The 24,521-nt window shown below is 65.8% G+C and carries 25 protein-coding genes; 14 read left to right on the forward strand and 11 right to left on the reverse strand.

Annotation, left to right across the window (positions count from 1 at the left end; genetic code table 11):
* Positions 1-146 precede the first annotated feature (146 nt).
* Entirely contained in the window at positions 147-953 is an 807-nt protein-coding gene (locus AB0L57_RS18430; RefSeq protein ID WP_364963238.1) for a DUF3048 domain-containing protein, read from the reverse strand.
* 328 nt (positions 954-1,281) lie between these two features.
* On the opposite strand from AB0L57_RS18430, the gene dapA reads away from it, so the two are divergent.
* From dapA to AB0L57_RS18460, 6 genes are all read left to right on the forward strand, one after another.
* On the forward strand, positions 1,282-2,172 hold the full coding sequence (dapA, locus tag AB0L57_RS18435) for a 4-hydroxy-tetrahydrodipicolinate synthase (protein ID WP_364963241.1): 891 nt from the start codon (positions 1,282-1,284) through the stop codon (positions 2,170-2,172).
* A gap of 218 nt (positions 2,173-2,390) precedes the next feature.
* Positions 2,391-2,804, forward strand: a complete 414-nt coding sequence (locus tag AB0L57_RS18440; protein ID WP_364963243.1) for a pyridoxamine 5'-phosphate oxidase family protein — start codon at positions 2,391-2,393, stop codon at positions 2,802-2,804.
* A 149-nt stretch (positions 2,805-2,953) separates the two neighbouring features.
* Positions 2,954-3,298, forward strand: coding sequence for a WXG100 family type VII secretion target (locus AB0L57_RS18445; protein WP_364963245.1), 345 nt, complete (start codon positions 2,954-2,956; stop codon positions 3,296-3,298).
* Positions 3,299-3,300: 2 nt separating this feature from the next.
* Positions 3,301-3,603, forward strand: coding sequence for a WXG100 family type VII secretion target (locus AB0L57_RS18450; protein ID WP_364963248.1), 303 nt, complete (start codon positions 3,301-3,303; stop codon positions 3,601-3,603).
* Positions 3,604-4,896: a hypothetical protein gene (locus tag AB0L57_RS18455; RefSeq protein WP_364963251.1), complete on the forward strand. Its 1,293-nt coding sequence runs from the start codon at positions 3,604-3,606 to the stop codon at positions 4,894-4,896.
* A 7-nt stretch (positions 4,897-4,903) separates the two neighbouring features.
* A complete protein-coding gene (locus AB0L57_RS18460) occupies positions 4,904-5,365 on the forward strand; it encodes a hypothetical protein (RefSeq protein ID WP_364963254.1) in 462 nt (153 codons plus the stop codon).
* Positions 5,366-5,498: 133 nt separating this feature from the next.
* On the opposite strand, the gene AB0L57_RS18465 is transcribed toward AB0L57_RS18460, so the two are convergent.
* From AB0L57_RS18465 to AB0L57_RS18480, 4 genes are all read right to left on the reverse strand, one after another.
* Positions 5,499-5,993 carry an ankyrin repeat domain-containing protein gene (locus tag AB0L57_RS18465; protein ID WP_364963257.1) on the reverse strand — a complete coding sequence of 165 codons (495 nt, stop codon included), beginning with the start codon at positions 5,991-5,993 and terminating at the stop codon, positions 5,499-5,501.
* 155 nt (positions 5,994-6,148) lie between these two features.
* Positions 6,149-7,705, reverse strand: coding sequence for a long-chain fatty acid--CoA ligase (locus tag AB0L57_RS18470; protein ID WP_364963259.1), 1,557 nt, complete (start codon positions 7,703-7,705; stop codon positions 6,149-6,151).
* A gap of 8 nt (positions 7,706-7,713) precedes the next feature.
* Positions 7,714-8,841, reverse strand: coding sequence for a DUF5938 domain-containing protein (locus tag AB0L57_RS18475; RefSeq protein ID WP_364963261.1), 1,128 nt, complete (start codon positions 8,839-8,841; stop codon positions 7,714-7,716).
* Between the two features lie 48 nt (positions 8,842-8,889).
* Positions 8,890-9,693, reverse strand: coding sequence for an SDR family NAD(P)-dependent oxidoreductase (locus AB0L57_RS18480; RefSeq protein ID WP_364963263.1), 804 nt, complete (start codon positions 9,691-9,693; stop codon positions 8,890-8,892).
* Positions 9,694-9,921: 228 nt separating this feature from the next.
* Between AB0L57_RS18480 and AB0L57_RS18485 the strand changes: the two genes are divergently transcribed.
* The 4 genes from AB0L57_RS18485 to AB0L57_RS18500 all read left to right on the forward strand — a co-directional run bounded on the left by AB0L57_RS18485 (position 9,922) and on the right by AB0L57_RS18500 (position 13,195).
* A complete protein-coding gene (locus AB0L57_RS18485; protein ID WP_364963503.1) occupies positions 9,922-10,557 on the forward strand; it encodes a TetR/AcrR family transcriptional regulator in 636 nt (211 codons plus the stop codon).
* A gap of 448 nt (positions 10,558-11,005) precedes the next feature.
* Complete coding sequence (locus tag AB0L57_RS18490; RefSeq protein WP_364963266.1) at positions 11,006-11,965, forward strand: alpha/beta hydrolase family protein; 960 nt, start codon at positions 11,006-11,008, stop codon at positions 11,963-11,965.
* Positions 11,966-12,459: 494 nt separating this feature from the next.
* On the forward strand, positions 12,460-12,666 hold the full coding sequence (locus AB0L57_RS18495; protein ID WP_364963269.1) for a hypothetical protein: 207 nt from the start codon (positions 12,460-12,462) through the stop codon (positions 12,664-12,666).
* Positions 12,667-12,805: 139 nt separating this feature from the next.
* Positions 12,806-13,195: a DUF3761 domain-containing protein gene (locus AB0L57_RS18500; protein WP_364963271.1), complete on the forward strand. Its 390-nt coding sequence runs from the start codon at positions 12,806-12,808 to the stop codon at positions 13,193-13,195.
* A gap of 943 nt (positions 13,196-14,138) precedes the next feature.
* Here the strand turns inward: AB0L57_RS18500 and AB0L57_RS18505 are convergent.
* Positions 14,139-14,348 (reverse strand): DUF5302 domain-containing protein, encoded by a 210-nt coding sequence (locus tag AB0L57_RS18505; protein ID WP_364963274.1) that lies wholly within the window; start codon positions 14,346-14,348, stop codon positions 14,139-14,141.
* Between the two features lie 147 nt (positions 14,349-14,495).
* Between AB0L57_RS18505 and AB0L57_RS18510 the strand changes: the two genes are divergently transcribed.
* Both AB0L57_RS18510 and AB0L57_RS18515 read left to right on the forward strand, forming a co-directional pair.
* A complete protein-coding gene (locus AB0L57_RS18510; RefSeq protein WP_364963276.1) occupies positions 14,496-16,019 on the forward strand; it encodes a hypothetical protein in 1,524 nt (507 codons plus the stop codon).
* Positions 16,016-17,518 carry a DNA mismatch repair protein gene (locus AB0L57_RS18515; RefSeq protein ID WP_364963278.1) on the forward strand — a complete coding sequence of 501 codons (1,503 nt, stop codon included), beginning with the start codon at positions 16,016-16,018 and terminating at the stop codon, positions 17,516-17,518. The genes AB0L57_RS18510 and AB0L57_RS18515 overlap by 4 nt, the downstream gene beginning before the upstream one ends.
* A 55-nt stretch (positions 17,519-17,573) precedes the next feature.
* Here AB0L57_RS18515 and AB0L57_RS18520 read toward each other — a convergent pair whose 3' ends face one another.
* From AB0L57_RS18520 to AB0L57_RS18530, 3 genes are all read right to left on the reverse strand, one after another.
* Positions 17,574-18,551 carry a hypothetical protein gene (locus AB0L57_RS18520; protein WP_364963281.1) on the reverse strand — a complete coding sequence of 326 codons (978 nt, stop codon included), beginning with the start codon at positions 18,549-18,551 and terminating at the stop codon, positions 17,574-17,576.
* Between the two features lie 37 nt (positions 18,552-18,588).
* Positions 18,589-19,995, reverse strand: a complete 1,407-nt coding sequence (locus tag AB0L57_RS18525) for a cytochrome P450 (RefSeq protein ID WP_364963284.1) — start codon at positions 19,993-19,995, stop codon at positions 18,589-18,591.
* A 116-nt stretch (positions 19,996-20,111) separates the two neighbouring features.
* Entirely contained in the window at positions 20,112-20,684 is a 573-nt protein-coding gene (locus AB0L57_RS18530; protein ID WP_364963287.1) for a helix-turn-helix domain-containing protein, read from the reverse strand.
* A gap of 153 nt (positions 20,685-20,837) precedes the next feature.
* On the opposite strand from AB0L57_RS18530, the gene AB0L57_RS18535 reads away from it, so the two are divergent.
* Positions 20,838-21,431: a hypothetical protein gene (locus tag AB0L57_RS18535; protein WP_364963289.1), complete on the forward strand. Its 594-nt coding sequence runs from the start codon at positions 20,838-20,840 to the stop codon at positions 21,429-21,431.
* Here the strand turns inward: AB0L57_RS18535 and AB0L57_RS18540 are convergent.
* Both AB0L57_RS18540 and AB0L57_RS18545 read right to left on the reverse strand, forming a co-directional pair.
* Positions 21,413-22,465 (reverse strand): mechanosensitive ion channel domain-containing protein, encoded by a 1,053-nt coding sequence (locus AB0L57_RS18540; protein WP_364963292.1) that lies wholly within the window; start codon positions 22,463-22,465, stop codon positions 21,413-21,415. The genes AB0L57_RS18535 and AB0L57_RS18540 overlap by 19 nt on opposite strands.
* A gap of 151 nt (positions 22,466-22,616) precedes the next feature.
* A complete protein-coding gene (locus tag AB0L57_RS18545; protein WP_364963296.1) occupies positions 22,617-23,195 on the reverse strand; it encodes a TetR/AcrR family transcriptional regulator in 579 nt (192 codons plus the stop codon).
* Positions 23,196-23,276: 81 nt separating this feature from the next.
* Between AB0L57_RS18545 and AB0L57_RS18550 the strand changes: the two genes are divergently transcribed.
* Positions 23,277-24,158, forward strand: a complete 882-nt coding sequence (locus AB0L57_RS18550; RefSeq protein ID WP_364963299.1) for an SDR family oxidoreductase — start codon at positions 23,277-23,279, stop codon at positions 24,156-24,158.
* Positions 24,159-24,521 lie beyond the last annotated feature (363 nt).

Below are 24,521 nucleotides of genomic sequence, written 5' to 3' on the forward strand. Positions count from 1 at the left end.
TGCGACGGACACGAGTTCATATCCAACGGTCCCGCCTCACTCCTCGGGCCGGAGCAGCGTTGGCGTGCCACTCTCCCGGCTCGGCGGTCGGTACGTTGCCGACATCTGCGAATTCGGCATCACCGGTCACACCGCAAGGGCACGAGTCACCAGAGCTGCTCCGGAACCAGAACTGTCCAAACCTGCCCCGGCGCAAAGGGAATGGCTGCACCGGTAGGACTTGTATAGGTCGTGCCCGCCTCCGAGGAGGGCCGGGACCACACAGCCGGAAACGCCTGACCGTCGCGAAGTACGAGCGCCTGACCATTACCGGTCGTCTGGGCCAGAGGCGACACGCTGCCCGCCACGTCGCTGATGGCCGAATTATGTACCGGCACGCTCTGCAGTACGACCGTACTGGCCATGAGCTGTCCGGTATCGGCAGCGGTGTAGGCAGCACCGTCCATGGAAACCAGCCACTTGTGGTCGCTGGGTGACCAGTCGAAACCGACCACCGCGGCCGGATACTGCGCTTCCTCATGCTGCGTGGGTCGGCCGCCGGCAGGCGCAGGACCGAAGTGCGGTTGCGAAGCCTCCGGCCAGCCGCCGCCTGCGGGCAGCTGATCGGGGTGGACGAACAGGTTGTGCGGTGCGGGGCGACTGTAGTCGCGGAAGTACGCCGCGGGTTGCTGGTCGGCCGAGGCGTTCTGGAGCGAGGAGGAATCGATGGCGGGGACCAGCTCGGGTGCGGCACCGGAGGATGCCAGTGTCGGGTTGCCGAACTGGTTCAACAGCGTCAGATCCGTTTCCCGCGCACTCCGGACAGGTCCGATCACCGGGGGTTTCTGGGTCGAGAAGACCGCGGCCAACCGACTCAAACCACCCTCGACAGGCTCGACATAGACCATGTCGGCGGCTCCGAGCCCTACCGGCGGCCGTGCATCCGGACTGTTGTCTATCTTCGCGACCAGCACGGGCACCCCTACCCGGGAGGGTGTGGGCGAGGCGGGTGCCCCATGCTGGGGCGAGTCGGTTGCCGCGGGCTCGGGTCCGGTGCTGCTACTGCACGCGAATGTAGTGCACATTCCCAAGGGCATCAGGAACGCGGCTATCCATAACCACCATCGCTGTCGCATAAGCAAACCTCTAGCTACCAACTTACGCCGCTCTTGACCACTCGAGCCGGTCGCTGGTTGAGGCTGATGCCCCGGCGAGCACCCGGGGACCATCTTGACGACGCATTTCGCGTGGGCACCGGCCTACCGCACGGGCGGTGAGGTGCTCGCATGTAATCTCACGAGCATGGTGGACACCCCCTTCGGTCGAGTCATCACGGCGATGGTGACCCCCATGCACGCCGACGGCTCGATCGACTACGACGGCCTGCAGAACCTCGCCGCATATCTCGCCGACCACGGCCATGACGGATTGCTGGTCAACGGGACCACGGGTGAGTCCGCCACCACCACCGACGAGGAGGACTACGCCTGCGTGCGGGCGGTGGTCGAGGCTGTCGGCGACCGTGTCCAGGTGATGGCCGGCTGCGGCACGAACGACACCGAGCACTCCACTCGTGCGGCGCGCGAGATGGTCGGTTGCGGGGCCGACGCTCTGCTCGTCGTCACGCCGTATTACAACAAGCCGCCGCAGGACTGCATCCTCGAACACTTCCGCCTGGTCGCCGAGGCCGGCGGCGGTGTGCCGGTCATGCTGTACGACATCCCGGGCCGAACCGGGACGGCGCTGAGCACCGACACCATTCTCCGCGCGGCCGACATTCCCGCCGTGCGCGCGGTCAAGGATGCCAAGGGTGATTTCTTCGAGGCCAGTCGGATCATGTCGCAGACCGACCTGCTCTGGTATTCCGGCGACGACGTCGTCAACCTGCCACATCTCGCTCAAGGCGCGACCGGCGTCGTGTCGGTGGTGGGTCACGTCGCGGGCGATCGCTACGCGGAGATGATCGCCGCCGTCGACCGCGGCGACCTGTCCCGGGCGCGCGAGATCCACCGGCGTCTCATCCCCGCCGTCGATGCGATCATGCATGTCTCGCAGGGCGCCATTCAGTCAAAGGCCGCGATGAAAATGCTCGGCGTCATCTCCTCCGATGCGCTGCGTATGCCATACCGGCAGGGCCCGCCGGAACATCAGCAACGCCTGCGTGCCGGACTCGAGGAATCCGGTCTGCTGTAGACGGGCACGTGAACATCAACATCGATGAGTCTCTGAACTCGCCCAGGGGATTCAGCGCATCCGCGACGCCGCCGAGGTAATGCCTATCGGTATCCCGACGTTCGGATGCGATAGGACGGGTAGGCCTCGACGACCGCGACAGCGGATCATCATCGGCATTGAGCAATTTCGGTTGGGTGAATGCGTCCTGGTGCATGTCAGTGTGGGCGGATGGCGACATGGAGAGAAGTCGAGGCCGCGGAACCCGAGTTGGCCGTTCGGTGCGGGCACAGTTCGAGGCGACCAAACACCACGTGCTGGCCACGCTCCGCACAGACGGTTCACCACGTGTCAGTGGAACCGAAGTGGGCTTCGACGGAGATGAGATACAACTGGGGTCGATGCCGGATGCCGTGAAGGCCCGGGACTTACAGCGTGACGGTCGCTTCACGATCCATGCCAACCCTGGCGACGGTTCGATGGGTGGCGGCGACGGAAAGGTCGCGGGGATCGCGGTCGAGGTGCCGAACGAAGGGTCGCACTTGTTCCGGTTGGATATCCACGAGGTCGTGCACACGACGGTGGAGAACAAGCAGCTGCTGATCCGATGGTGGACACCGGAAGGCGGGCTGCGCGAGATCCGCCGGACGTAGCCGCGAGTTTCGATTTCAAGGGCAGTCACGGGGCTGTGGACGTACTCACTGCATTCTGGGCCGAAAAACGTTTGACCTGGCCATTTTCAGTGAAATGTCCGACGTCGTCACGATGGACGCGCCGTCGGCGGATCGTTTAACATCGCCCTATGAGCGATAGCGGGGGGAACGTTCCGGCTCCTGGCCAGGACTTTTCAGTTGTTCCGGAACAGGTGCACGATGTTGGCACCTACATCTACGGATTAGCCGACACCTTGTCCGGCGCTTTGGATTCCGCCGCCAAGGACGTCGCCGAACTCCTCAACGGCAACTGGACCGGAGACTACGCCGACGAATTCTCGGAAGGCTGGGACGAAGTCCACGACGGCGGACGCCAGATCTTCGCGGCCCTGACCACGATGGCCGAGAAACTCGGTGTCACCGCCGAAACCTTCGCCACCGTCGACCAGGCCAGTGCCGATGCACTCGGTATCCCCACCCTGAATTGGTCCTAGTCATGGCCTCACAGTTCTCGGTCGACCTCGACCACCTCGACCAGATCGTCACCCGACTGTCCGGGCTCGCCGGTTTCATCGCCGACCACCTCACCGATATCGAACAACGCGTCGCGACCCTGCAGGGCACGGGCTGGGAAGGTGTCGCTGCCCGGGCCTATGACGATGCCCATCGCGAATGGATGCGCGGGGCACAAGAACTCGTCGACGGCGTGCGCGAGATGAGCGACTCCGCCAAGCAAGCACATACCGCCTACACCCGTGCATTGGATCTCAACAGCCGGATGCTGCAAAGCGGGCAATAGATGATCGTTGACTGGCAGACCTACTACGACGCCGCCAGAAAATGCCAAGACCTCGCCAATGAACTACGCAAAGCAGACAAACCCGTCCATGATGCTGTCAAAGGTGACTGCAAGGGAATGGCCGGCGACGCGAACGGCTGCAAACAGTGGGGCGAGGCCTACGACAAATCCGCCCTGCACACCCTGCAGACCTCTGCCAGCCTTGCCAACGCCCTCACCAACTACGGCGCTGTCCTCTACGCCCAAGGCTACAACTGGGCGATATCCAATAAGTCCAAACCGCCCCCACCACGACCTGACACTCGCCAAGTCGGCGAATACAAAGTCGACCTACCCACCTCCGTCCACGACAACGGATCAGGGTTCGAGCAAAAAGGCGGCGTCAAAGCCTTCTTCGATAAACTCACGACAGCGGTCGTCAACAAGTTCCACAAACTTCCCAATGGCGACGCCGCAAAGTTACAGACCGCCCACACCACCTGGAACACATTCGCGAACCACCAAACCCTGACCGGCGCTTCGGCCACAATCTCCACCATCTCCGGCCTGTTCGATGGCATGGACGACGCCACCAACCGCCAACTGATCCAAGACCACTTCACCACCCTCGAGACCAGCGCCGGCAACATCGCCACCGGCGCACAGAACATCGCCACACCCACCAGCCGATACCACGACGCCACCGTCGCCTTCGGTCACGACACCGCGAACAAAATCAATTGGCTCGAAGCAGGCATCGCCGCTGCCGCCGTCGCCGGTGTCGCCCTTGCCATCTTCACGGTCGGCATGAGTGTCGAAGCCGCCGGCGAAGGCATTGCCGCGGCTGTCACGGCCACTATCGGAGCAATCGAAGAAGCCTTCTCCTCCAGCGCGCTGGTCGAAATCCTGGGCGTCACCACGCTCGCGATCGGTGCCGTCGCCACCGTAAAGGCCTTCGAGGCCGTCCCCGTCGACGACCTCGAAAAGAACGCCGCCAAACTCGCTGCCATCATCGCCATGAAAGTTCTCATCGACGAGGACGAGCACTCGCAGCACTCCGACCAGCCGGACTTCCGACACAGTGAATACACTCAGGACGAGATCGAGGAATTCATCAACGGGCATACTGGTGATGGCAATCCGACGATGGACAGACCAACACCGGCACAGGTCCACGATGCGTTGGAGCGTGGCACCCCCGAACCGATGGGAGATGGCCGCACCGCAGAACAGGCCGAGCAATTTGTCTACAAGGGCATCAAGGTTGTTGTCAATTACGAAATGCCTTGGAAGTCCACGGCATGGAAGCTATGAGGTAATCGTGCCAGAAACCAACCCCAATGCAGATATTCAGTTTTCCGACAATGAACTCGCGGAATTGGAACAGAATTCCATCGCATTAAAAACAGGAGAACGGCGCGACGCTGTTCGGCTAGCAGATTCCTGGGCTGCGCATATCGACAAGATTGATCATGACAGGGCGCTTCCATGGTCTGATCGCAGCGTTTGGAACGAATACGACTTCTGCGCGGCGTTGGCGATACGCGACTACTTGAATACGGCTATAGAAAACTTGCCCGCTCCGTTGTCCGACAAAGTATCGGAGTACGTATCCGAAGCCGATGAAAGATACCAGGCCATTACCGCGGAAGATTCGGGGAAGCGCATGGCCGCCGTCGCGCAAGTCGATCGGACCGGGCGCGGATGGTGGTGGTACCGCGTTCCGGATTCCGGCCCGATCGTCGAAGACCTGGCCCGTTGGGCGCACCTCGAAGCGGAGTGAGGATCGGCCCTCCTCAGCGAATGCTCCGAGCAGGCGCCCAACGGTCGCCGCACGGGACGAATTCACCACAGCAGTTGCGAGCGGCCAACTCTGACGCCCTTCACCACGGCAGCGACTGCCGATCCCGAGCCGTCTAACGGTCTACCTGTGCAAGAAGCCGGACCATCTCCGCGCCGCCCTCCCCAGGACGCATCGCGGCAAGCTCGCTGGGGGTCTTCCCGCCCGAGCGGTCCGACTGCGGCCCCATCCGAACATCAACCCGCGCTCCGGCCTGTAGGAGGGCTCGGACGCACTCGGGTGAACCACGTTCTGCGGCTGCGCACAACGGCGGCCACTCGGCCGGCAGATCCGGGCTCATGCCATGGTCGAGCAGGAGCCGCACCGCCTCGGCATGGCCCTTGTTCGCGGCCCTCGCAAGAGCATTCGGCTCCGGTTCGATGCCCTGGGCCAGCAGGTAGGCGAGGATCTCGGTTCTGCCCCACTCCGCTGCCCAACCGAGGAGGGAGCCAGAGCCTCCTGGCGCGGTGACACTCGCCAGGTCGACACCGACTTCGTGAGCGCGTCGCACCTCGTCGGCGTCGCCACGAACAACAGCCATGACGAGATCGAACTCTTCGGCGCCGAGCACCGCATCACTGTATCTCGCACAGCCCTTCGCCGCTCGGCCCGCACTTTGGACACGCAGCGCCCGACCGTGCTCAGGCAAACCCGCCACCCCGGTTGTCCTGCCGTCGTTTGGGACACGGCGCCGCTCGAGCGAAACCCTGCCTCGAGCTTCCCCGATCAACCGCCCGATCCACCTTCGCGCGTATTCCGCATACCCGCGCGCACCTCGTTCTTCAGAATCTTGCCCACCTTCGAGCGCGGCAGCTCACCCCACACCTCAATCTCCTTGGGCGCCTTCACACTCCCGATCCGCTGCTTGACGAAGGCGATGATCTCGAACTCCGGCGCGTCGTGTCCGGGACGCATTTCGATTGCGGCGGCGACCCGTTCACCCCATTTGGGGTCGGGAAGCCCCACCACTGCCGAGTCCTTGACAGCTGGATGCGCGAGCAAAGCCTGCTCGACTTCCGCCGAGTACACGTTGAACCCGCCGGTGATGATCATGTCCTTGGCGCGGTCGACCACAAAGAGGTATCCGTCGTGATCCAGATAGCCGATGTCGCCGGTGTGATGCCACCCGAAGGCGCTGACCTCGGCTGTCGCCTCGGGATTGTCGTGATACCCGTCCATGACCAGTGGTCCGCGAACGACGATTTCGCCACGCTGCCCGGCAGGGAGCAGCGCGCCTTTCGCGCCCATGATGGCGACGGTGGTGAGCGGTGTCGGGCGGCCCGCCGAGGTGAGGAGTTCGGTCGCCACCGAGCCGTCCGGGCGGAAGTGGTCGGCCGGTGCCAGAGTCGCAATCATGTTGGGGGCCTCGGTCTGTCCGAACAGCTGCCCCAGGACGGGCCCGATCCGTTGCAGGGCTTGTTCCAGGCGGCTCGGTGACATCGGGGCGGCGCCGTACCAGAGGCATCGCAGTGAACTCAGGTCGCGGTCGTCCAGGTCCGGGTGGTCGAGGACGCCGTAGATGACCGTGGGCGGGAGGAAGGCGTGCGTGATGCGGTGCCGTTCGATCAACGCGAGGAATTCGCCGATGTCGGGGGACGGCATGATGACGATCTCGCCGCCCAGGCTGAGGATCGGGAAGGCGAGGACTCCCGCTGAATGTGTCAGTGGCGCGAGGGCCAGATATCTCGGGCGGTCGCCGAACGGGTAGCTCATGAGGGCGAGCGCGGTCGAGGTCATCATGTTGGTCTCGGTGAGGCGCACGCCCTTCGGGCGTCCGGTGGTGCCGCCGGTGCCGGCCAGCATGCACAGGCCGCTCTCGGGCCGTCGCGTCTGGTCGGGTTCGGCGGGATGGGCGGCGAGCCAGTCGTCGAAGCTCATCGCCCACTCCAGGTCACCGTCGAGACAGACGAGCCATTCCAGTTGTGGCAGGTCGCCGCGGATCCGGTCGACCAGGCCGGCGAACTTCTCCTGGAAGAACAGCAGCCGGCAGCCGAAGAGGTCGAACAGTTGCCGGTTCTCCTCGGCCTCGTTGCGCGGGTTCACCGGACACCACACGGCGCCGGCCCGCGAGATGCCGAAGACGCAGGTGAGTGCGAGGGGGTCGTTGGCCGACAGCACGGCTACGCGATCGCCCGCCGCGACACCGGTGTGCTGCAGCGCGCCGGCGATGTGGACCGACCGGTCGTGGACCTCGCCGTAGGTGGCGGTCACGCCGCCGGTCGTGAGGCAGGGGGCCTCCCGACCGAGCGACGTACCTTTGTCGAGATAATCCGCTAGTCGCATCGTCGGCCTCAGCGGTGGACCGTGACGATCGGGTCCAAGACGAGGCCGAAGGACCGCAGTGTTCCGAGCAGTTCGCGGTGTCCGAATGCCTGGCAGCTGGAAGCGAATCCGACCTTTCGCGGCGGGCTCTGCAGCAACTCCGCCGCGGCGTGCACGTTGAGCAGCGCGGTCTGCTTGTAGTTGCAGTTGCCGTGGATCACGCAGTGCGCGCGAGCGAGCGGACCGGAGGCGTACACGGAGTCCAGGGAGGTGTTGATCCTGGGGTTCTCGCGCGGCGGCATCTCGCTGCGAATCGCCGCGGACTGCTCGTCGATGATCCGGTACTTCTCTTCCTCGGACTTGCCCTCCATCTGCTGCAGGGCCGCGGCCACCAGTACCGGGACGCCTTGCATCAGTGGGCGATTGAACACACCGCCCAGAGCGCGGGCGTTGGCGACGCGCGGATCGTTCTTGAACCACACCGGATGGGAGGTGCCGCCCCACGGGAGTGCCAGGCCGAGGTCGTGCTGGCCCGGCACGCTGACGGTGTAGAGGCCCTCTTCGGGCGGCCATTCCACGTACTCGTTCTGCTCGAGGTAGTACGCCTTCGCGAAGGCCGCGTTGGTGAGGATCGTGTTGGTGGAGGCGACGGTGGGATGGCCCTTCCAGAACACCTGGATGTCGAGGGTGTCGAGGCCGGGGTTCTCCAGGCAGATGTTCGCGGCGATCTCACCGATCGTGTACATCTGGGCCAGTCCCGGCGTGAGAAGCAAACCACGCGAGGCGAATTCGGCGCCGTACTGAGCCTCGGCGTCGATCATCCAGTTCTGTTCGCCGTTGGTGTCGGTGTAGTGGGCCCCGATCTCCAGGCATGCCTGCACGACCTCGTGGCCGTAGCGGGCGAAGGGGCCGACGGTGTTGAGGACCACGTCGGCGCCGCGGAACGCCTCGGCCAGGGCGGCGGCGGTGTGCTGGACCTCGACGATCTCGTAGTCGGCGGTGTCGATGCCGGGTACCGCGTCGACCGCCGCCTTGATTCGGGCGTCCTCGCGGCCGGCGGCCAGGAACGGAATGTTGTACTCGCGCAGGTATTCACAGATGAGGCGGCCGGTGTAGCCGGAGGCTCCGTAGACGACGACGCGCTTGTGGGTGGGCATGGCTGAACTCCTCAGGATGTCGGTGTCGGATGCTCGGAAAGGGGTGGGCTACATGCCCATACCGCCGTCGACCGGGAGTCCGGCTCCGGTGATGAATTTCGCGGCGTCCGAGGCGAGGAAGACGACGGCGTCGGCCATGTCGTCGATCTGGCCGAGGCGCCCGAGCGGGGTCAATTCGGCGACTGCTCCGGCGGCGGCCTCCGGCGAGGGGAACAGACCCAGTTCGGCGCAGTCGACGGCGAGCTTGTTGCCCATCGCGGTCGGGGTCAGGGCCGGATAGATGGAGTTGACCCGCACGCCGTAGCCGAGTTTGCCGGATTCGGCCGCGGCGACCCTGGTGAGACGGTCGATGCCGGACTTGGTGGCCGAGTACATGCTGATGCCCGGGAACGCGATCGTCGCGGCGACCGACGCGATGTTGACTATCGCTCCCCCGTTTCCGGCCGTGCCGCCGGGACGCATGGCCCGGAACGCGTGCTTGATTCCGAGGGCGGTGCCGAGCAGGTTGACGTTCAGCATCTTCGACGCCGCGACCGGATCCAGATCGACCAGCAGATCGGTGACCTCGATACCGGCGTTGTTGACCACGATGTCCAGGCCGCCCAGGGACTGCACCGTCGTGGCGACCGCCGCTTCCCAGGCGGCGTCGTCGGTGACATCGAAGGCTACGAATTCTGCTTTGGTCCCCGATTTCCGCAGGGTTTCCACGGCCTGATGTCCCGCGTCCACATTGACATCACCGATTGCCACCGAGGCGCCCGCCGCCGCGAGCGCCTGCGCCATTCCCGCTCCCAGCCCTTGCGCTCCGCCAGTCACCAGTGCGGTGCGTCCGGCCAGGTTGTAGCTCGTCATATCCCTACCTCTTCGTTGAATTCGCCGGTACCGGGACCCGCGAGTGCGATATGGGACACAGCCATCGAGCGATGTGTCGCAGGACACAGTAAGTGGAAATCTTGACAGTCGTCAAGACTTCTCTTGACAGTCGTCCAAAATTTCTTGGACAGTCGTCAAACGTGCGCTGTACGGGCACGGCTACACTACGCAGACAGACATGATGTGACCCGGCTGACAGGACTCAACGTGACGCAGGTCGCCGACCCCAAGGCCCGAGTGGAAGAACGCGCGCGCGACAAATTCGAAGCGCGGCGTACCGAGCTGGCGCAGGCCACCCTGCACACCCTGGCCGAACTCGGCTATGCCCGCACCAGCCTGCGCGAGATCGCCCAGAACTCCGAGTACTCCCACGGAGTCCTGCACTACTACTTCTCCGACAAGCTCGACCTCATCACCCACGCCGTGCGCCAATACGAGGCGATGTGCGTGACGCGATACGACGAGGTCGTCGCTTCCGCCGAGAGCGCCGATCAGCTGTACGCCGAGTTCGCCGCGACCTACTTCGCCACCCTGCGCGCGGATGCCGCGATCCACCGGCTCTGGTACGACCTGCGCAACCAGAGCCTGTTCGATGACTCCTTCCGCGCCGATGTGCTCGATATCGAGGCGCGCCGCGAGGAGATGATCTGGCGGGTGATCTCGCGCTATTGCGAATTGGCCGACGCGGCACCGGCTTTGCCGTCCGCTGTCGCCTACGTGACGATCGACGGGATCTTCCAGCGTGCGCTGCTGCACCATATCGCCGGTCGGGTGGCGGAGACCGACGCGGCGCCCGATCAGCTGAACGCGGTGTTCGCGTTGCTGACCGACCACTCCGGCTGAGACGTGCGCCGGGTGTCGTCGAACCTCGTGAGCATGAACTGATCGCGATCCTGCGGCGGAGCGCGCGAGGGCAGATCACGATCCGCTGATCGATGATTTCCGCGCAGCCGATTTCTCGGATCGGTTGCCGCAGTACACATTCGAGGTGACATTCAAGGTGCTGAACCGCAGGGCGGACTGCTCGGCAGAGGTGGGTCGGCGCATGCCCACCGATAGGACGGCACCGCTCGCCCGGCCGCCGCGACTCGTCCACGGACCGCGGCGACCGGCTCGACAACAGAAAGCGGTCACCGCCCGTCTTGCCCTTCCCTGGGGCGGCGGGTGGCGCGTTTCGTGACATCGTCGCCGGGATCCAGTCACCGCCTCCGTGGAGGCCACACGTCTTTGAGGGGTTCGCATCATGGCTTTGCGCATGTCGGCGTCACGACGACGCCGCGGGTATCGGCGAATGGGTTCTTTCGCAGCAGCCGCGGTGGTCGCCGTCGCACCGATGTTCATCGCGATTCCGCAGGCGAACGCCGCAGCCGTGGTCGAGCGCATCGACCGCGACGGTCAGCAATGGCAGATGTATGTCCGCTCTCCGGCGATGAAGCGGACCATTCATCTCGATGTGCTGGTGCCGAAGAATCAGTCGAAATCCCGGCCGACAGTACTGCTGCTGGACGGAAACGGGGCAACGGAATCACAGCCCAAGAGCACCTGGACCCTGCGCGGCGGCGCCAAGGAATTCTTCGCCGACAAGCCGGTCAACGTGGTGATGCCCGTCGGCGGCGGCGGTACCTATTACACCGACTGGCTCAAGGACGATCCCAAACTCGGGCACCAGAAATGGGAGACCTTTCTGACCTCGGAACTGCCACCGTTGATCGACCGCGAGCTGAACGGCAACGGGGCATACGCGGTGGGCGGGCTGTCGATGGGGGCGGGAGCGGCGGCCATTCTCGCCGTGCGGCACCCCAAGATGTTCCGCGCCCTGGCCGCCTTCAGCGGCTGCTACTCGGCCGACGGTGTCGGCCAGCTCTCGGTGCGCCCGGTGGTCGATGCGAAGGGCGGAAACGCCGACAACATGTGGGGTGGCGCGGGCAATCCGGAGTGGGATGCGCACGATCCGATGAAACACCTCGACGCGCTGCGTGGAAAACCGGTCCACCTGTACGTCGGCACGGGCGTGCCGAGCCTCGATGACGCCGTGTTCGACGGCAACTGGTCGTGGCCGAACGATCCGTTCCGGGCGAGCGAGATCGAAAACGTCTCCCACGAGTGCACCGGAGTCACCGGCAGCGCGATGGGGCTGTCGGGCGCCGACGTCTCGACCGACTGGGCCGCCGTCGGCGTCCATTCGTGGCCGTACTGGAAGGCCGCTTTGCCCAAGTCCTGGCCCACCTTGAAAGCTGGCCTGGGCGTATAGGTTCGAGCTCGGCGCTCACACTCGGGACGGCTACCGCCGCACCTCCTGCGATCTCGCGGGAGGTGCGGCGGTTGTGCGTCCGGACCTGGTCGTCTGGCGATCTGGAAGGCACCGCCTCCGCCAGACCCACTGGGGCACAGGATCACAACGGCCGGTCGCGCCATCGGCCGGCGGTCATGAAGTGGTTGCCAGCCGATCGGGTCCGGTATCTCCGAAGACTCCCAGCGGTTGACAGGGACCGCGGCACAGCAGACACCGGCGAGATCTTGCATGAGTTCCGGCGGATGTCTGTCGGCCGAACACACGACTGTGCGGCGGGAAATACCTGATTGACTGGAACAGGGGCCGCCAATCGAAATCCTTTGGCCGGCACTGCCGTAGCCGATTCGGGGTACGAGGAAATCCTCACAGTCCGCCCTGCGCGAAGCAACGGGGACGACGTACACGCCCAGCGGATCCACACCCGATCCGCTTCACACAATCGGAGTACACGCATGACCACCCTCCGCACCGGCGCAGACATCGCACTGCTGACGGTCGCCGCGACCGCAACCACCCGCGGTGTCGCCGGCGCCGATCCCACCCCGCCGGCGATCACGGCTCCCGCCGGACAACAGGGTGCCGAGCGTGGCGTGGAACCGGACCGGATCGTCCCGCACGACTCCATGTTCTCCGGCGGCGCACCGGTTTCGCTGCGCTGACCGGGATCGGCGCCGGGGCGGTACGACCACGCGGCCGCGCCGGCGCCGAGAAACCGATTCATCCATCGAAAACCCTCGAGACAGCCCGATTGCCGGCTGCCGCGGCTGGATTTTCATTCTTCAGAGGTGTCACGAACCCATGAACAGTCCCTTGATCATCACCGCACTCAGCACCGTGTGCCTCGGCGCGGTCACCACGGTGGGCACGACATTCCACCGGCCGCGATTCGGGATCCGGCGGGCCTTGGGAGTCCTTGGCGCGGCGGTATTCTCGATCGGCTTGGCCGGCGGCGTCATGGCACAACCAGCGGTCGCGTCCAGTGGCCCGCAACTGATCGCGGTGCACGAAGTCGCGGGTTGCGGACCCGACTCCTACGTCAATTCCGATGGCCGGTGCGTTCACGACCCCCAATCGTCGGCCACCGCGCCGGACGGTGCCACTGCTCAATGCTCCGACGGCACCTACTCGTTCAGTCAGCATCGCTCGGGCACCTGCTCCAGGCACGGTGGAGTTTCCCGCTGGCTCTGACACACACGTGACCCTGCCGACACCCGTTAGCGGCTCGCGGCGGGGTCTGATAGAGAATACGGTTGTGAGCACCACCTTCAGCACTGGGATCGAACCTCGCCCTGGCGGGCCATCGGGCGCCGTCGGTCCAGCGGCACTCCTCACCTGCTGATTCGATGTCGGACCACGAAGCACCGGAACCGCGGACCGCGCCCAGAACGACGGGCGCGGGAACGCCGAAGGTCATCCCGCTGCCCCGGCCTCCTCGACGCGTGGCGGACGACATCGGCAGGCCTGCTCGTAAGACGTGGCGTTCGGAGGGCGCCAGCGTCTACGATCCGGCGCCGACCAGCCCCGTCATGCGGTCGGAATTGCAGCGGGAGACGGGGTCGTGGCCGGTCGATCGCGGTGCGGCGTGGCAACGCCCGGCGGCTGATCCAGGCGATGGCGACCGGGATGGGACTGTCGTCGAGCTCGACGAGTTGCGACGGAGACGAACCGGTGACCGCGCCGTGGCCGTCGGAATTCGGCGCGTGGCCACACCGCGCCGCATCGTGAGAGCGGGTGAGCGATCCGGTGACCAGAACGGCAACGGTGATCGCGGGGGTGCTCAGGATTCCTCGTCGGCGGACCAGACGCACCCGGTCTCGGTCTCCCCGGACCACCCGCACTCGAGGATCCAGCCGACCTGAGGGCATTCCGACGAACTGGCCCAATTCGACTCCGGTACCGAAGAGTTCGTCGGCGGCGCCGGGCAGGTTCGAGCAGGCCCCGCCGCACCGGAGCGGGAACGTGTCCCGGTCGCACCACCCCGATGTGAATTATTCGAAGATGTTGTGGCAGTGCGGAGATCGCACCGTTCCGGCCGTGAACAGCGGCGAACGCGTGGCATTCGGGACCGGCGCATGCCGACGGCCCGGTCCCTGCGGACCGGGCCGTCGGCGGTCTCTGCCCCTGCGGCGGGTCAGCCGCCCGCGCGGCGGCGGAAGGTGCGCTTTCCGCCCGCTCGAGCGTGGGTGCCGTGCACCTTGGCGGAGTTCGGGGTGGATCCGCCCGCGGACGCGTGGCCATCCTTTCGTGCGAGGGCCTCGCGGAACTTGCGCTTGGTCGCCTCTTCGGGCGATTCAGCTTCGACCACCGGATTCTCGGTGGGGACTTCTCTTTCTTCGGCCATGGGAGCAAGCCTGCCACCTGCCCGGGACCGGGGGCGAATGGACGCGGGCGCGTTGGCCGACGCGCCGTGGTGCCGAGCGACGGTCCCAGTAGGGTGGGAAACGATGGGAAAGCGCGGTTGCTCGATGCCGGTCACGGAGACAGTCCGATGAGGCCGCCGAGTGTGCTGTGGCGCGAGGGTGAGCACGCGACCACCGCACAGCCCGGTTCGGCGATGATCTCGGATCTGAATCTCGACCGCGTCTTCGCCGAGATCGCGGCGTCGGGCGGCAGTGACTCCGTCGATCGCCTGTTGCGGGCGCCGCTGCTGAACAGCGAGGATGTCGAGTATCGCCGGGAGGTCTTCGAGGACCTTTCAGCACCGGAGGTCCGTGCGCAGCTCGAGACATTCTCGCGGTCGATGGGCAATATCCGGCGGCATCTTTCCGCGCTGAGCGCCGTACGGCATCCGATCGTCCGGTCCCGGCTGCACCTGGATTTCGCGAGTGCCTACTGCCGGACCGCGCTGTCGCTGCAGCGGGGCCTGGACGGCGTCGCACTCGCGTCGCGTGGGCTGCGGTCGTGGCGGGCGTATGTGAATGCCTATGTCGCCGGCGCCGAGTTCGAAGGGCTGACGTCGGGTTGCGCGGACGTACTTGCCGGCCTGGGAGAAATCCGTTACTCGATGCGGATCGACGAGCATCGGATGGTGATCGAAGAGGCCAGTGGGGCAACCGATTACGCCGCCGAGGTCGAGCGCTTGTTCCAGCCGTTCGCGGCCGGGCGGGCGGCGGGTGGTCCCGGCGATATTCGACGGTCCACCGATGTGCACCCGGTCGAAGAGCGCGTTCTCGACGAGCTTGCCCAGCTGTTCCCGCTCCCGTTCCGCCGGATGATGGAGTACTCGGATTCTTGCGGTGATTTTCTGGATCCGGTGATCGAACGCGTCGCCGATGAATTTCAGTTCTACTTTTCGTATCTCCAGCTGATCGACAAACTGTCCGACCGGGGCCTGGAATTCTGCCTTCCCGAGGTGACCGATTCGTTCGACGGCATTCGAGTGGAGGGCGCGTACGATCTGGCACTCGCCCTGAAGAGTTTCGGCGAAGCAGAGTTGCCCGTCGCCAACGACTATCATCTTTCCGGCGATGAACGCATCGTCGTCGTCACCGGCCCCAACCAGGGCGGCAAGAGTACCTTCGCTCGAATGTTCGGGCAGGTGACCTATCTCGCGTCGCTCGGCTGCCCTGTTCCGGCGCGGTACGCCCGAACAATGCTCGCCGACGGGATATGGACCCACTTCGAGCGGCGCGAGCAATCCATCGATGCGGCAGGCAAACTCGAGGGCGAACTGACCGCGATCAACGAAACGCTCGAGCACGCGACCGATCGCACGGTCATCATCCTGAACGAGAGTTTCAGCTCGACCGCCACCGTGGACGCTCGCCATATCGGTGAGAAAGTCCTGCGGAAAATATCGGGGCGAAAATCCATCGCGCTGTTCGTGACATTTCTCGATGAACTGTCGGGGTTGGACGGTGTCGTCAGCATGGTTGCCGGGGTCGGCGCCGAGCCGACGCTGCGGACCTTCAAGGTGGAACGAAAACCCGCGGATGGCAGGGCCTATGCCGTGGCCCTCGCCGACCAGTTCGACCTGTCCTATGACGCCGTTGTCCGCCGGGTGGCACGGTGAGGGTCGATCTCCTCGGACCGGCGGGGTGGGGGCGGTCCCAGGTCACGCAGAACGGTCACACCGTCGCCGACGATCTCGAGTTGTCCGCGATGTACGACGCGATGGCGGATGGCGACCAGTTCATCCGCACCGTCGTCGCCGATGTCGTTCCACGGTCGTCGACCGATCCGGAGGTCATCGAGTACCGCCAGCGCGTGGTGGCCGACAGCGCTACGCATCCGGCGCTGGTGCGGGATCTGTATGCCATCGCGACCGACGCCGCCGGTGCGCGGCGGTGGATGGTGGGCCGCGACCGCAGCGCGCGAGGAAAACTGCACTTGTCCCTGGAACCACTCAGCAAGCTGATCGGCTTCCTGCGACTCCTGCGATCCACCTGCGAATCGAATTCCGCGCAGTTCACCTCGGCCGGATTCCGCGGATTGGCCGACCGGCTCGCCGCCACATTCGGGGACGAATATCTCACCGAAGTCGAAAGTTGCCTGCAGGCTCTGCGATTCGAGCACGGCTTCGCGATCAGCGCGGTCCTCGGCGCGGGGGGTGGGATCGCCGGAACCGTCTTGCACGAACCGCCGGGACAACCTCGACGCCGGCAATCGGTATTCGGCAATCGAAAACGCCATGAGGTGGAGATTTCCCCGACCGACGAGAGCGCGAAGCTGTTCATCTCGCGCCTTGTCGGAGGGAGCCTCGATCGCGTCGCCGACGTGGTCTCCGACACCACCGACGCGATCGTCGAATTCTTCCAAGCCCTGCGCACCGAACTCGCCTTCTTCGTCGGTTGTTCGAATCTCTTCGAGCGACTGCGGAACGACGGGTATGCCCTGTGCTTCCCGACCCCACTACCCCGTGGCAGTGGCGCCTCCTTCAGCTGCCGCGCCCTGCGAGACCCCGCGCTCTGCCTGTCGGGCGGGCAACCGGTCGCGGGGAACTCGATCGACGGCGGGGGCACACTGCTGACCGTCGTCACGGGCGCCAACAGCGGCGGCAAGTCGACGTTCCTGCGCAGTCTCGGCGCCGCTCAGATCATGATGCAGGCGGGCATGTTCGTCGTCGCGCAAGCCTATGCGGCAGATATCAGGGACGGAATCTTCACCCACTTCCGCATCGAAGACGACTCCTCGATGACCTATGGCAGGTTGAAGGAGGAGCTGGTGCGGATGCGCGAGCTCACGAACCGCATCACCCCGGCGTCGCTGGTGCTGTGGAATGAACCGCTCGCCTCGACGAGCGAACGCGAGGCCGCCGAAATCCTGGCGCCGATCACCGAGGCGCTGCTCGCGTCGGGCGTGAAAGTGGTTGTGGTGACGCACCTGTACGATTTCGCGTCCGAGCTGTCGCAGCGCGGGCGAGCAACCGATTTGTTCCTTCGCGCGCAGCGGCGGCGCGACGGTTCGCGCACCTTCCAGCTGGAAACGGGTCCGCCGGCGGCAACGAGCCACGCCATGGATGTCTATCGGCACGTCTTCGGTCCCGACGACGGCCCACGTCCCCAATCCTGATGCGCTGTCCGGCGGCGGTATGACGAACACCGAGTCGTTCGGAGGTCACCGAGATCTATTGTGAGACAGCGAGATAGCCCTCCCCGTATCGCAGTGAGGTCTGCTGCCAATCATGCGCGCCGCGCATCACGGTGCGCACCGCGTCGGTCTGGTAGCGCATGACCGCGGCGTGTTCGGCCTCGGTCAGCTCGAGGGTTTCACACATCTGGTCGAGGCGGCTCTCGAGCAGGAGGAACTGCTCGGAACGCTCCCTGATCATGTCGAGCACCACGTCGATGGCGGCGGTTCTACCGAGGTCGCGCTGCTGTTCGACGGTGAGCACGAGGTTGCGGTCGCCGATGGCCGCCTCCTTCTCCACCGAGATGATCTCGTTGTCCAGCACGACGACCTCTGCGGCGAGGGTGCGCAATCGGGTCAGGGTCGGGGCGGCGAAGGCGCGGTCGGGAATCTCGTAGTGGCCGAGACGTTCCGCGATATCGATGATCGGGTAGGTGCCGCTGGTCTCCTGCCGCAATGTCAGCTGGTCGGCGAATGTCGGCCAGGTTCCCGGTGCCCGGTTCGCCGCCTCGTCGACGTGACCCGCGATGTAGTTGCGCCAGTTGGTCGCGGCGCGGCGGCACCACGCGGGCGACATGCCCGCCCGGCTGCGATCCCACAGATCGGCGAAGGCCGCGACGACGGGCGGATCGGTGGCGTCGACGGCACCGATCGGCCGGTCCAGGACGGCGATCGTCGCGGTGGTCAGCGCGCGAGCGTGCTCGACCGACCGGCCCGGAGTCCCGTCGAACAGGTCGTCGAACAGGAAGAACCAGCTCATCTGGTCGACGCCGAGGTCCAGGTCGGCACCGGTGACGGCCGGATGGAACCGACCCGCGAGCTCGGCATAGGCGCCTTGCAGGTGCCGCTCTCGCGCGCGCTGGTCGGGTAGCAGGCCGAACGAGGTCGGCCAGTCCAGATGCTTGGCCCGCGCGCGTCCGACATCGACGCTGATGCGCTGGGGAAACGGGATGTGGGAGGCAATTCCCTGGGGCACGGTGTGGCCTCGAATCTGCCGGCGATCGGCGAAAGCTCTACTCGGACAGTGCGGATACCGGCGTCGGGACCATCGTGAGCCCCTTGGCCTGGACCAGGGCGACGCACTGTTCGCGCACGGTCGTTCCCGGTGCGGGCACGAGGCGCCACCGGCGCATGATGGTCGCGATGGCCACCAGCATGGTGTTCTGCGTGAAATGCTCACCGAGACAACGGTGTTTACCCATACCGAAGGGCATGAAGCAACTTCGCGGCAGGTCCTTGGCGGACCCGTCCAGCCAGCGCGATGGGTCGAACTCACCCGGGTTGCCGTACTGCTGTTCGTGCCGGTGCAGGGTGGTCAGCCCGAAGGCCACTTCCCCGCCGGCCGGAATGTGGTACCCGGCGAGTTCGATGTCGTGCAACGGCCGCCGGGTCAGCATCCACGTCGGAGTGTGCAGCCGGAGGGTTTCGGTGATCACGGCCGACGCGTAGGTCAGCCGTTGCAGATTCTCGAATGTCAGTGGCTCGGCGCCCAACTCGGTGTCGATCTCCTCCCGGAGCCGTTGTTCGACGTCCGGGTGACAGCTGAGTTCGTGGAACAGCCAGGCGAGCGTGGTTCCCGGGGCTTCGGCGCCCGCCACGACGAGATTGATGATCTCGTCCTGGAGTTGTTCATCGCTCATCGCCGCGCCGGTTTCCTGTTCGCGGCCGGCCACCAGCACGTCCAGGATGGAGGCTCTGGTGTCGATGTCGCCGGGGTCCGCGGCATCGACCATGGCGCGGTAGCGGCCCACGATTTCCACTACCGCCGAGGACATTTGATGGCGTGCGCGTTTGATTCTGAGATTCACCGGAAGGGGGATCTGTTCCATCCACGGTGCCGGATACAGTGATTGCGCGACGATGCCCGCCATGAAGCTGGGGGTCGCCACCTTCACCTGCGCGGCCGCGTCATCGGCGAGTTCGTTCCGGAACAGCGCGCGACAGAAGATCTCCATGGCCAGATCGTGCATGAGCAGGTTCATGTCGTGCGGCTGCCCGGTACGCCACGTCCGGGTTCGCTCGTCGGCGATGGCGATCATCGTATCGGTGTAGTTCTCGATCTGGCGCATGTGCAGTGCGGGCCGAATGAGCTTGCGCTGCTTGCGATGTGGCTCGCCCTCGAGAACGGTGAGCCCGTTGCCGAGCACCTTCTCGGCCTTCTCGAAGATGATGCCACGACGGAACTCCTCGACCCGCTCCACCAGGACGGTGTGGACGAGATCGAGCGAGTTCAAAAAGTACATCGGCCGGCCGCCGAGATAGATCGTGACGATATCCCCAAGGGGCAGTAGAGATTCCAGGAATTCGAGCGGATCACGTAACAGGGCCGGCAGATGCCCGACGACGGGTAGCCGCCCGGGCGCGATGGGAGGGGCAGGTTCAGCGGCGGACTTCTCGGGACTCATCGAAGCATGGGCCATGATGTGAAACCTCCGACATCGAACTGCGTCCGCATACTTCCCGCGGGCGGTAGTCGTCGACCGTAACGCTCGACGAGAAGCTCACCACTGCAGGGAATTACGCGGACGGCCCCGTTCTAGACCTCCGGCTCCTGGCGACTGCGGTAGCCGAGGAGTCCTTCGACGCCGCGCAGGAAGGTCTGCCCGATCGGTTTCGGATCGGTGAGGCAGCCTGCGGCCATGGCACCGTCGCGCAGCATGACGAAGTGCCGGGCGGCGGGTTCCGCATCGGCCTTTCCGGTGCCGGCGAACAGCTCGGTCATCGTGGCCAGGAACCACTGCCGGTGCGCGAGGACGGCCCGGTGGACCGGGTGGGCCGGATCGGGGTATTCGGCCGCGGCGTTGAGGAACGCGCAGCCTCGGAAGCCGGAGCGCCCGATGTCGTCGGCGATGGATCGGGCGACCGTCCGGATGACGTCGTCGGGGCTCGCGTCCGGTGTGCGCGCGGTATCGATCCGCGCGCGGATCGCCTCGTCGGTCTGGGTCAGGTAGGCGACGAGGAGGTCGTCCTTACTGCGAAAGTGCCGGTAGAGCGTCGCCCGCGTCACCTGCGCCTCGGCGATGACACGGTCGACGCCCACCGCGTGCAGGCCCTCGGCGTAGAAGAGACCGGCCGCCGTGTTGAGCAGGCGCGTCCGCGCTTCCGACATTCGCTTCCCATCCGATCTCTCGACGTGTCGTTCCAACCTAGCAGAAAGAACGATCGGTCTTGACAGCCCGTGCCGGAATGCTGCAACCTCATGTGTACCGATCGTTCTTTCTTCTTCCGATCGGTCACCACATCACCCACCGAGAGGGATCCGATGTCCACATCAGTCGCCACCACCACCGCTCCCGACACGACCGGCGGCAGCATTCGAACGCTGCGAAACCTGTATTACGTCCGATTCGGTTTCGCCATCGCCTGGGCGGTGTCGATGATGGTGGTTGCCGAGACGATCGACGCGGGAACCGTTGTCCTGCTGGTGATCTACCCCCTGTTCGACCTCGCCGCCGCGGTGGTCGACTTCCGCTCCGCCGGCGCCACGCGCGCGAGGGCGCCGCTGTACATCAATATGGGATCGAGCCTGCTCACCACCGTCGGATTGGGGTTCGCGGTCGGTTCGGGTATCCCGGATGTGTTGCGGGTGTGGGGTTTCTGGGCGATCACCGCGGGGCTCGTGCAGTTGATCGTCGCGGTCCTGCGCTACCGGCTCGGTGGTCAGTGGGCGATGATCCTCAGCGGAGGAATCTCGGTTCTCGCCGGAAGCAGCTTCGTCCTGATGGCCGGCGCGGCGGACGCGTCACTGACGACCATCGCCGGGTATGCGGCGCTGGGCGGGGTCTTCTTCCTGATCTCCGCGATTCGCTTGCACCGCACCACCGCGAAGGCGGCCGATCACTCCGCCATCGCGTGAGGTCGCTCGACCACGCTGGTCGGCACCTTCGGCAGCGCCCCGGGATGCTCCCGGCCGAGCCAGGCCAGCAGTTCCTCGCGCACCGCGCAGCGCAGGGTCCAGACATCGTCGGCGTTGCGGGCGGACATGGAGGCTCGAACCTGGATACCGAAGGGGGTGCTGTCGGTGACCAGGAGGTTCCAGTTGCGGCCGTCCCAGTCGTCGCGGCTGCGCAGATATGCGTGCAGGTGCTCGCGCAGTTCGTCGACCGGGGTGCTGGTGTCGAGGTAGAGGAAGACGGTGCCGGTGATCTGGGGACCACCCTTGGACCAGTTCTCGTACGGCTTGGAGTTGAAGTACGAGACCGGCATGGTGAGGCGGCGGTCGTCCCAGATCCGGACGGTCAGGAACGACAGGGTGATCTCTTCGATCGTGCCCCACTCCCCCTCGACCACCACCGTGTCGCCGATCTTCACCGAATCGCCGAAGGCGATCTGTAGCCCGGCCATCAGATTGGCGAGCGTCGATTGGGCCGCCACACCGGCGATGATGCCGATGACACCGGCGGAGGCGAGCAGCGAGGTGCCCAGGGTCCGCAGATTCGGGAACAGCAGCAGGATGGCGACGGCTGCGGTGGTGATCGCCAGCACGGTGGTGATGATGCGGCGGACCAGCGTCAGCTGGGTGTGCAGGCGCCTGACCCGGGCGGTGTCGGTGGCCCGCCGGGCGTACTTGTCGAGTGTGTTCTCGGCGATCGCGTCCACGGCGCGCATCACCAGCCACGCCGCGGACAGGATCGCCATCGCCGCCAGAACATTGAGCACGACGTCGTCGTGGCGCAGGTCGATCTGTGCCAGCGGATAGGTGAAGTGCAGAGCGATCGTCGCGAGGAACATCTGCAACGGCAGATGGACGCGCCGCAACAAGGCGGGCAGCCGGTTCCGGGGACGCCTGTCGGCGGCGCGGGACAGCAGGCGGTCGGCCACCATGCCGATTGCGATGGTGACCGCGAGCGTCACCGCGAAGACCACCAGCGGTCGAAGTACCTGCTCCAAGGCTTCCAACTCCTTGCGACGACTGCATCTCGGGCTTCTGGCCACGGTACCGATGGAGCCCGGAGCTCGCATCGGCCCGGGGCTGTGGGAAATTCGACATCCGGATCGGATGCGGCACGCGGTCCGCCGGAGTACGCGCCGCGGCGATCACTCAGCCCAGCGATGCACTCGCCGCGCGCAACTCGTCCAGTGCCGCCACCGCGCACCGGGCGAGCTCATCGGATGTATCACCCTGCCCTGCAATCCATTCGGCGAAACCGCGCTTGAACGCGAGGCCGCCGAGTTCACTCGCCAGAGCCGCGGTGACACCGGGAACACCGCGCGCGATGAGCGCTTCGGCCATCGCCGCGGTGAGGCCGACGCTCTTGAGGGCGTCGCGTTCCTGGAGTTCGGTGCTGGCGGCGATGGCGGCCTGCACCCGGGGGGCGAGTTCGCGGTTGCCCGGTCCCATCGCGGTGGCCGCTCGCCGCAGTCCCGCGGCCACCGCTTCCAGCGGGGTGGCGTTGCCGGGGGCCTCGGCGATGCCGTCGGACAGCAGGCGGCCGAGTGTCTCCTGGCCGGCCGCCAGGAGTTCGCGCTTGTCCGGAAAGTGCCGGAAGAAGGTGCTTTTCGTGACGCCGGCGCGTTCGGCGATCTGCGCGACCGTGGTGGCGTCGTAGCCCTGCTCGGTGAACAGGTCCACGGCCGCCACGACGAGGCGGTCACGTGCGCCTGGTTCCCATCGAGCCATGGGGTCATCATATGTGATGGGACAAGAGTCTCATCGGTGGTAGCGTGACGGGACAAAGGTCCCATCACGGAGGAGAGACTCATGCACGTATTCGTCACCGGAGGTACCGGCCTGATCGGTTCGGCCGTGGTCGCCGAACTCCTGGGCAATGGCCACACCGTGGTCGCACTCGCCCGATCCGACGCCTCGGCCGCGGCCGCGAAGGCCGCCGGCGCCGAGCCCGTACGCGGCGGCCTCGGCGACCTGGACGTGCTGCGCGCAGGAGCTACCGGCGCCGACGGGGTGATCCATCTGGCGTTCGGCAACGACTTCAGCAGCCCCGAGGCGCTGGCGGGCAATGTCGCCGAGGAGAGCGCCGCGGTCGAGGCCCTGACCGCGGAACTGATCGGCAGCGACCGGCCTTTCGTGATCGTCTCTGGCACGCCCTGGGTTCCGGGCCGTGCCTCCACCGAAGCCGATCCGACGTCCACCGACGGACCCGTGGGCGGTCGCGGTCTCACGGTGACCGCCGTGCTGGAATCGGCGTCGCGCGGGGTGCGGAGCTCAGCGGTGCGGCTGCCGCGCACGGTCCACAATCAGGGCGACGGCGGCTTCGCGGGACTACTGACCCGGATCGCCCGCCAGACCGGAGTGTCCGGCTATCCGGGCGACGGGGCGCAGCGCTGGCCCGCGGTGCACGCGCTCGACGCGGCGGTGCTGTTCCGGCTCGCACTGGAGAAGGCAGAGCCCGGGACCGCGTGGCATGCCGTGGCCGACGAGGGTGACCGGGTGGCCGATATCGCGGCGGCGATCGGGCAGCAGCTGGGTCTGCCGGTCGAGTCGGTTCCGGAGCAGACCTACGGTCCGCTCGGCCAGATCTTCGCGACCGATCAGCCCTCGTCCAGCGCGCACACCCGCGAGACCCTCGGCTGGGAGCCCACACACCCCGGGCTGCTGGCGGATCTCACGAACATCCGTCCCTGACCGGAACGACGCGATCATTCTGCGGGACAGAGATTTTCACATGTCGGCCGGTACACCACGACGGGTGTACCGGCCGATCACGATGCGGAGCCGTTCGCGGCGGTGAGCGGCGAAGCCGCATGCGGCGGGCCGCCGGGCACCGACGGCGTGGTCGACGCCGGTCGGGCCGGTGACAGCCGAAACCACCGCCCCGCGCGACTCGACAGCCGCATTCTCGTGAACAGACCGGGTCCGGCGGGACCGGGCGACGTGAACCGCGCCACAACCCCAATTCGATATAGATTCGACCCAAAGCAAGAATTCGTATTCCTATTGTTCTCCTTCCGGTAAGAACAATCCCTTCCCGCGACTTGTCCGAATTGC

Origin of the sequence: Nocardia sp. NPDC052254 (genome assembly GCF_040679495.1) — a bacterium.
Taxonomy (GTDB): domain Bacteria; phylum Actinomycetota; class Actinomycetes; order Mycobacteriales; family Mycobacteriaceae; genus Nocardia.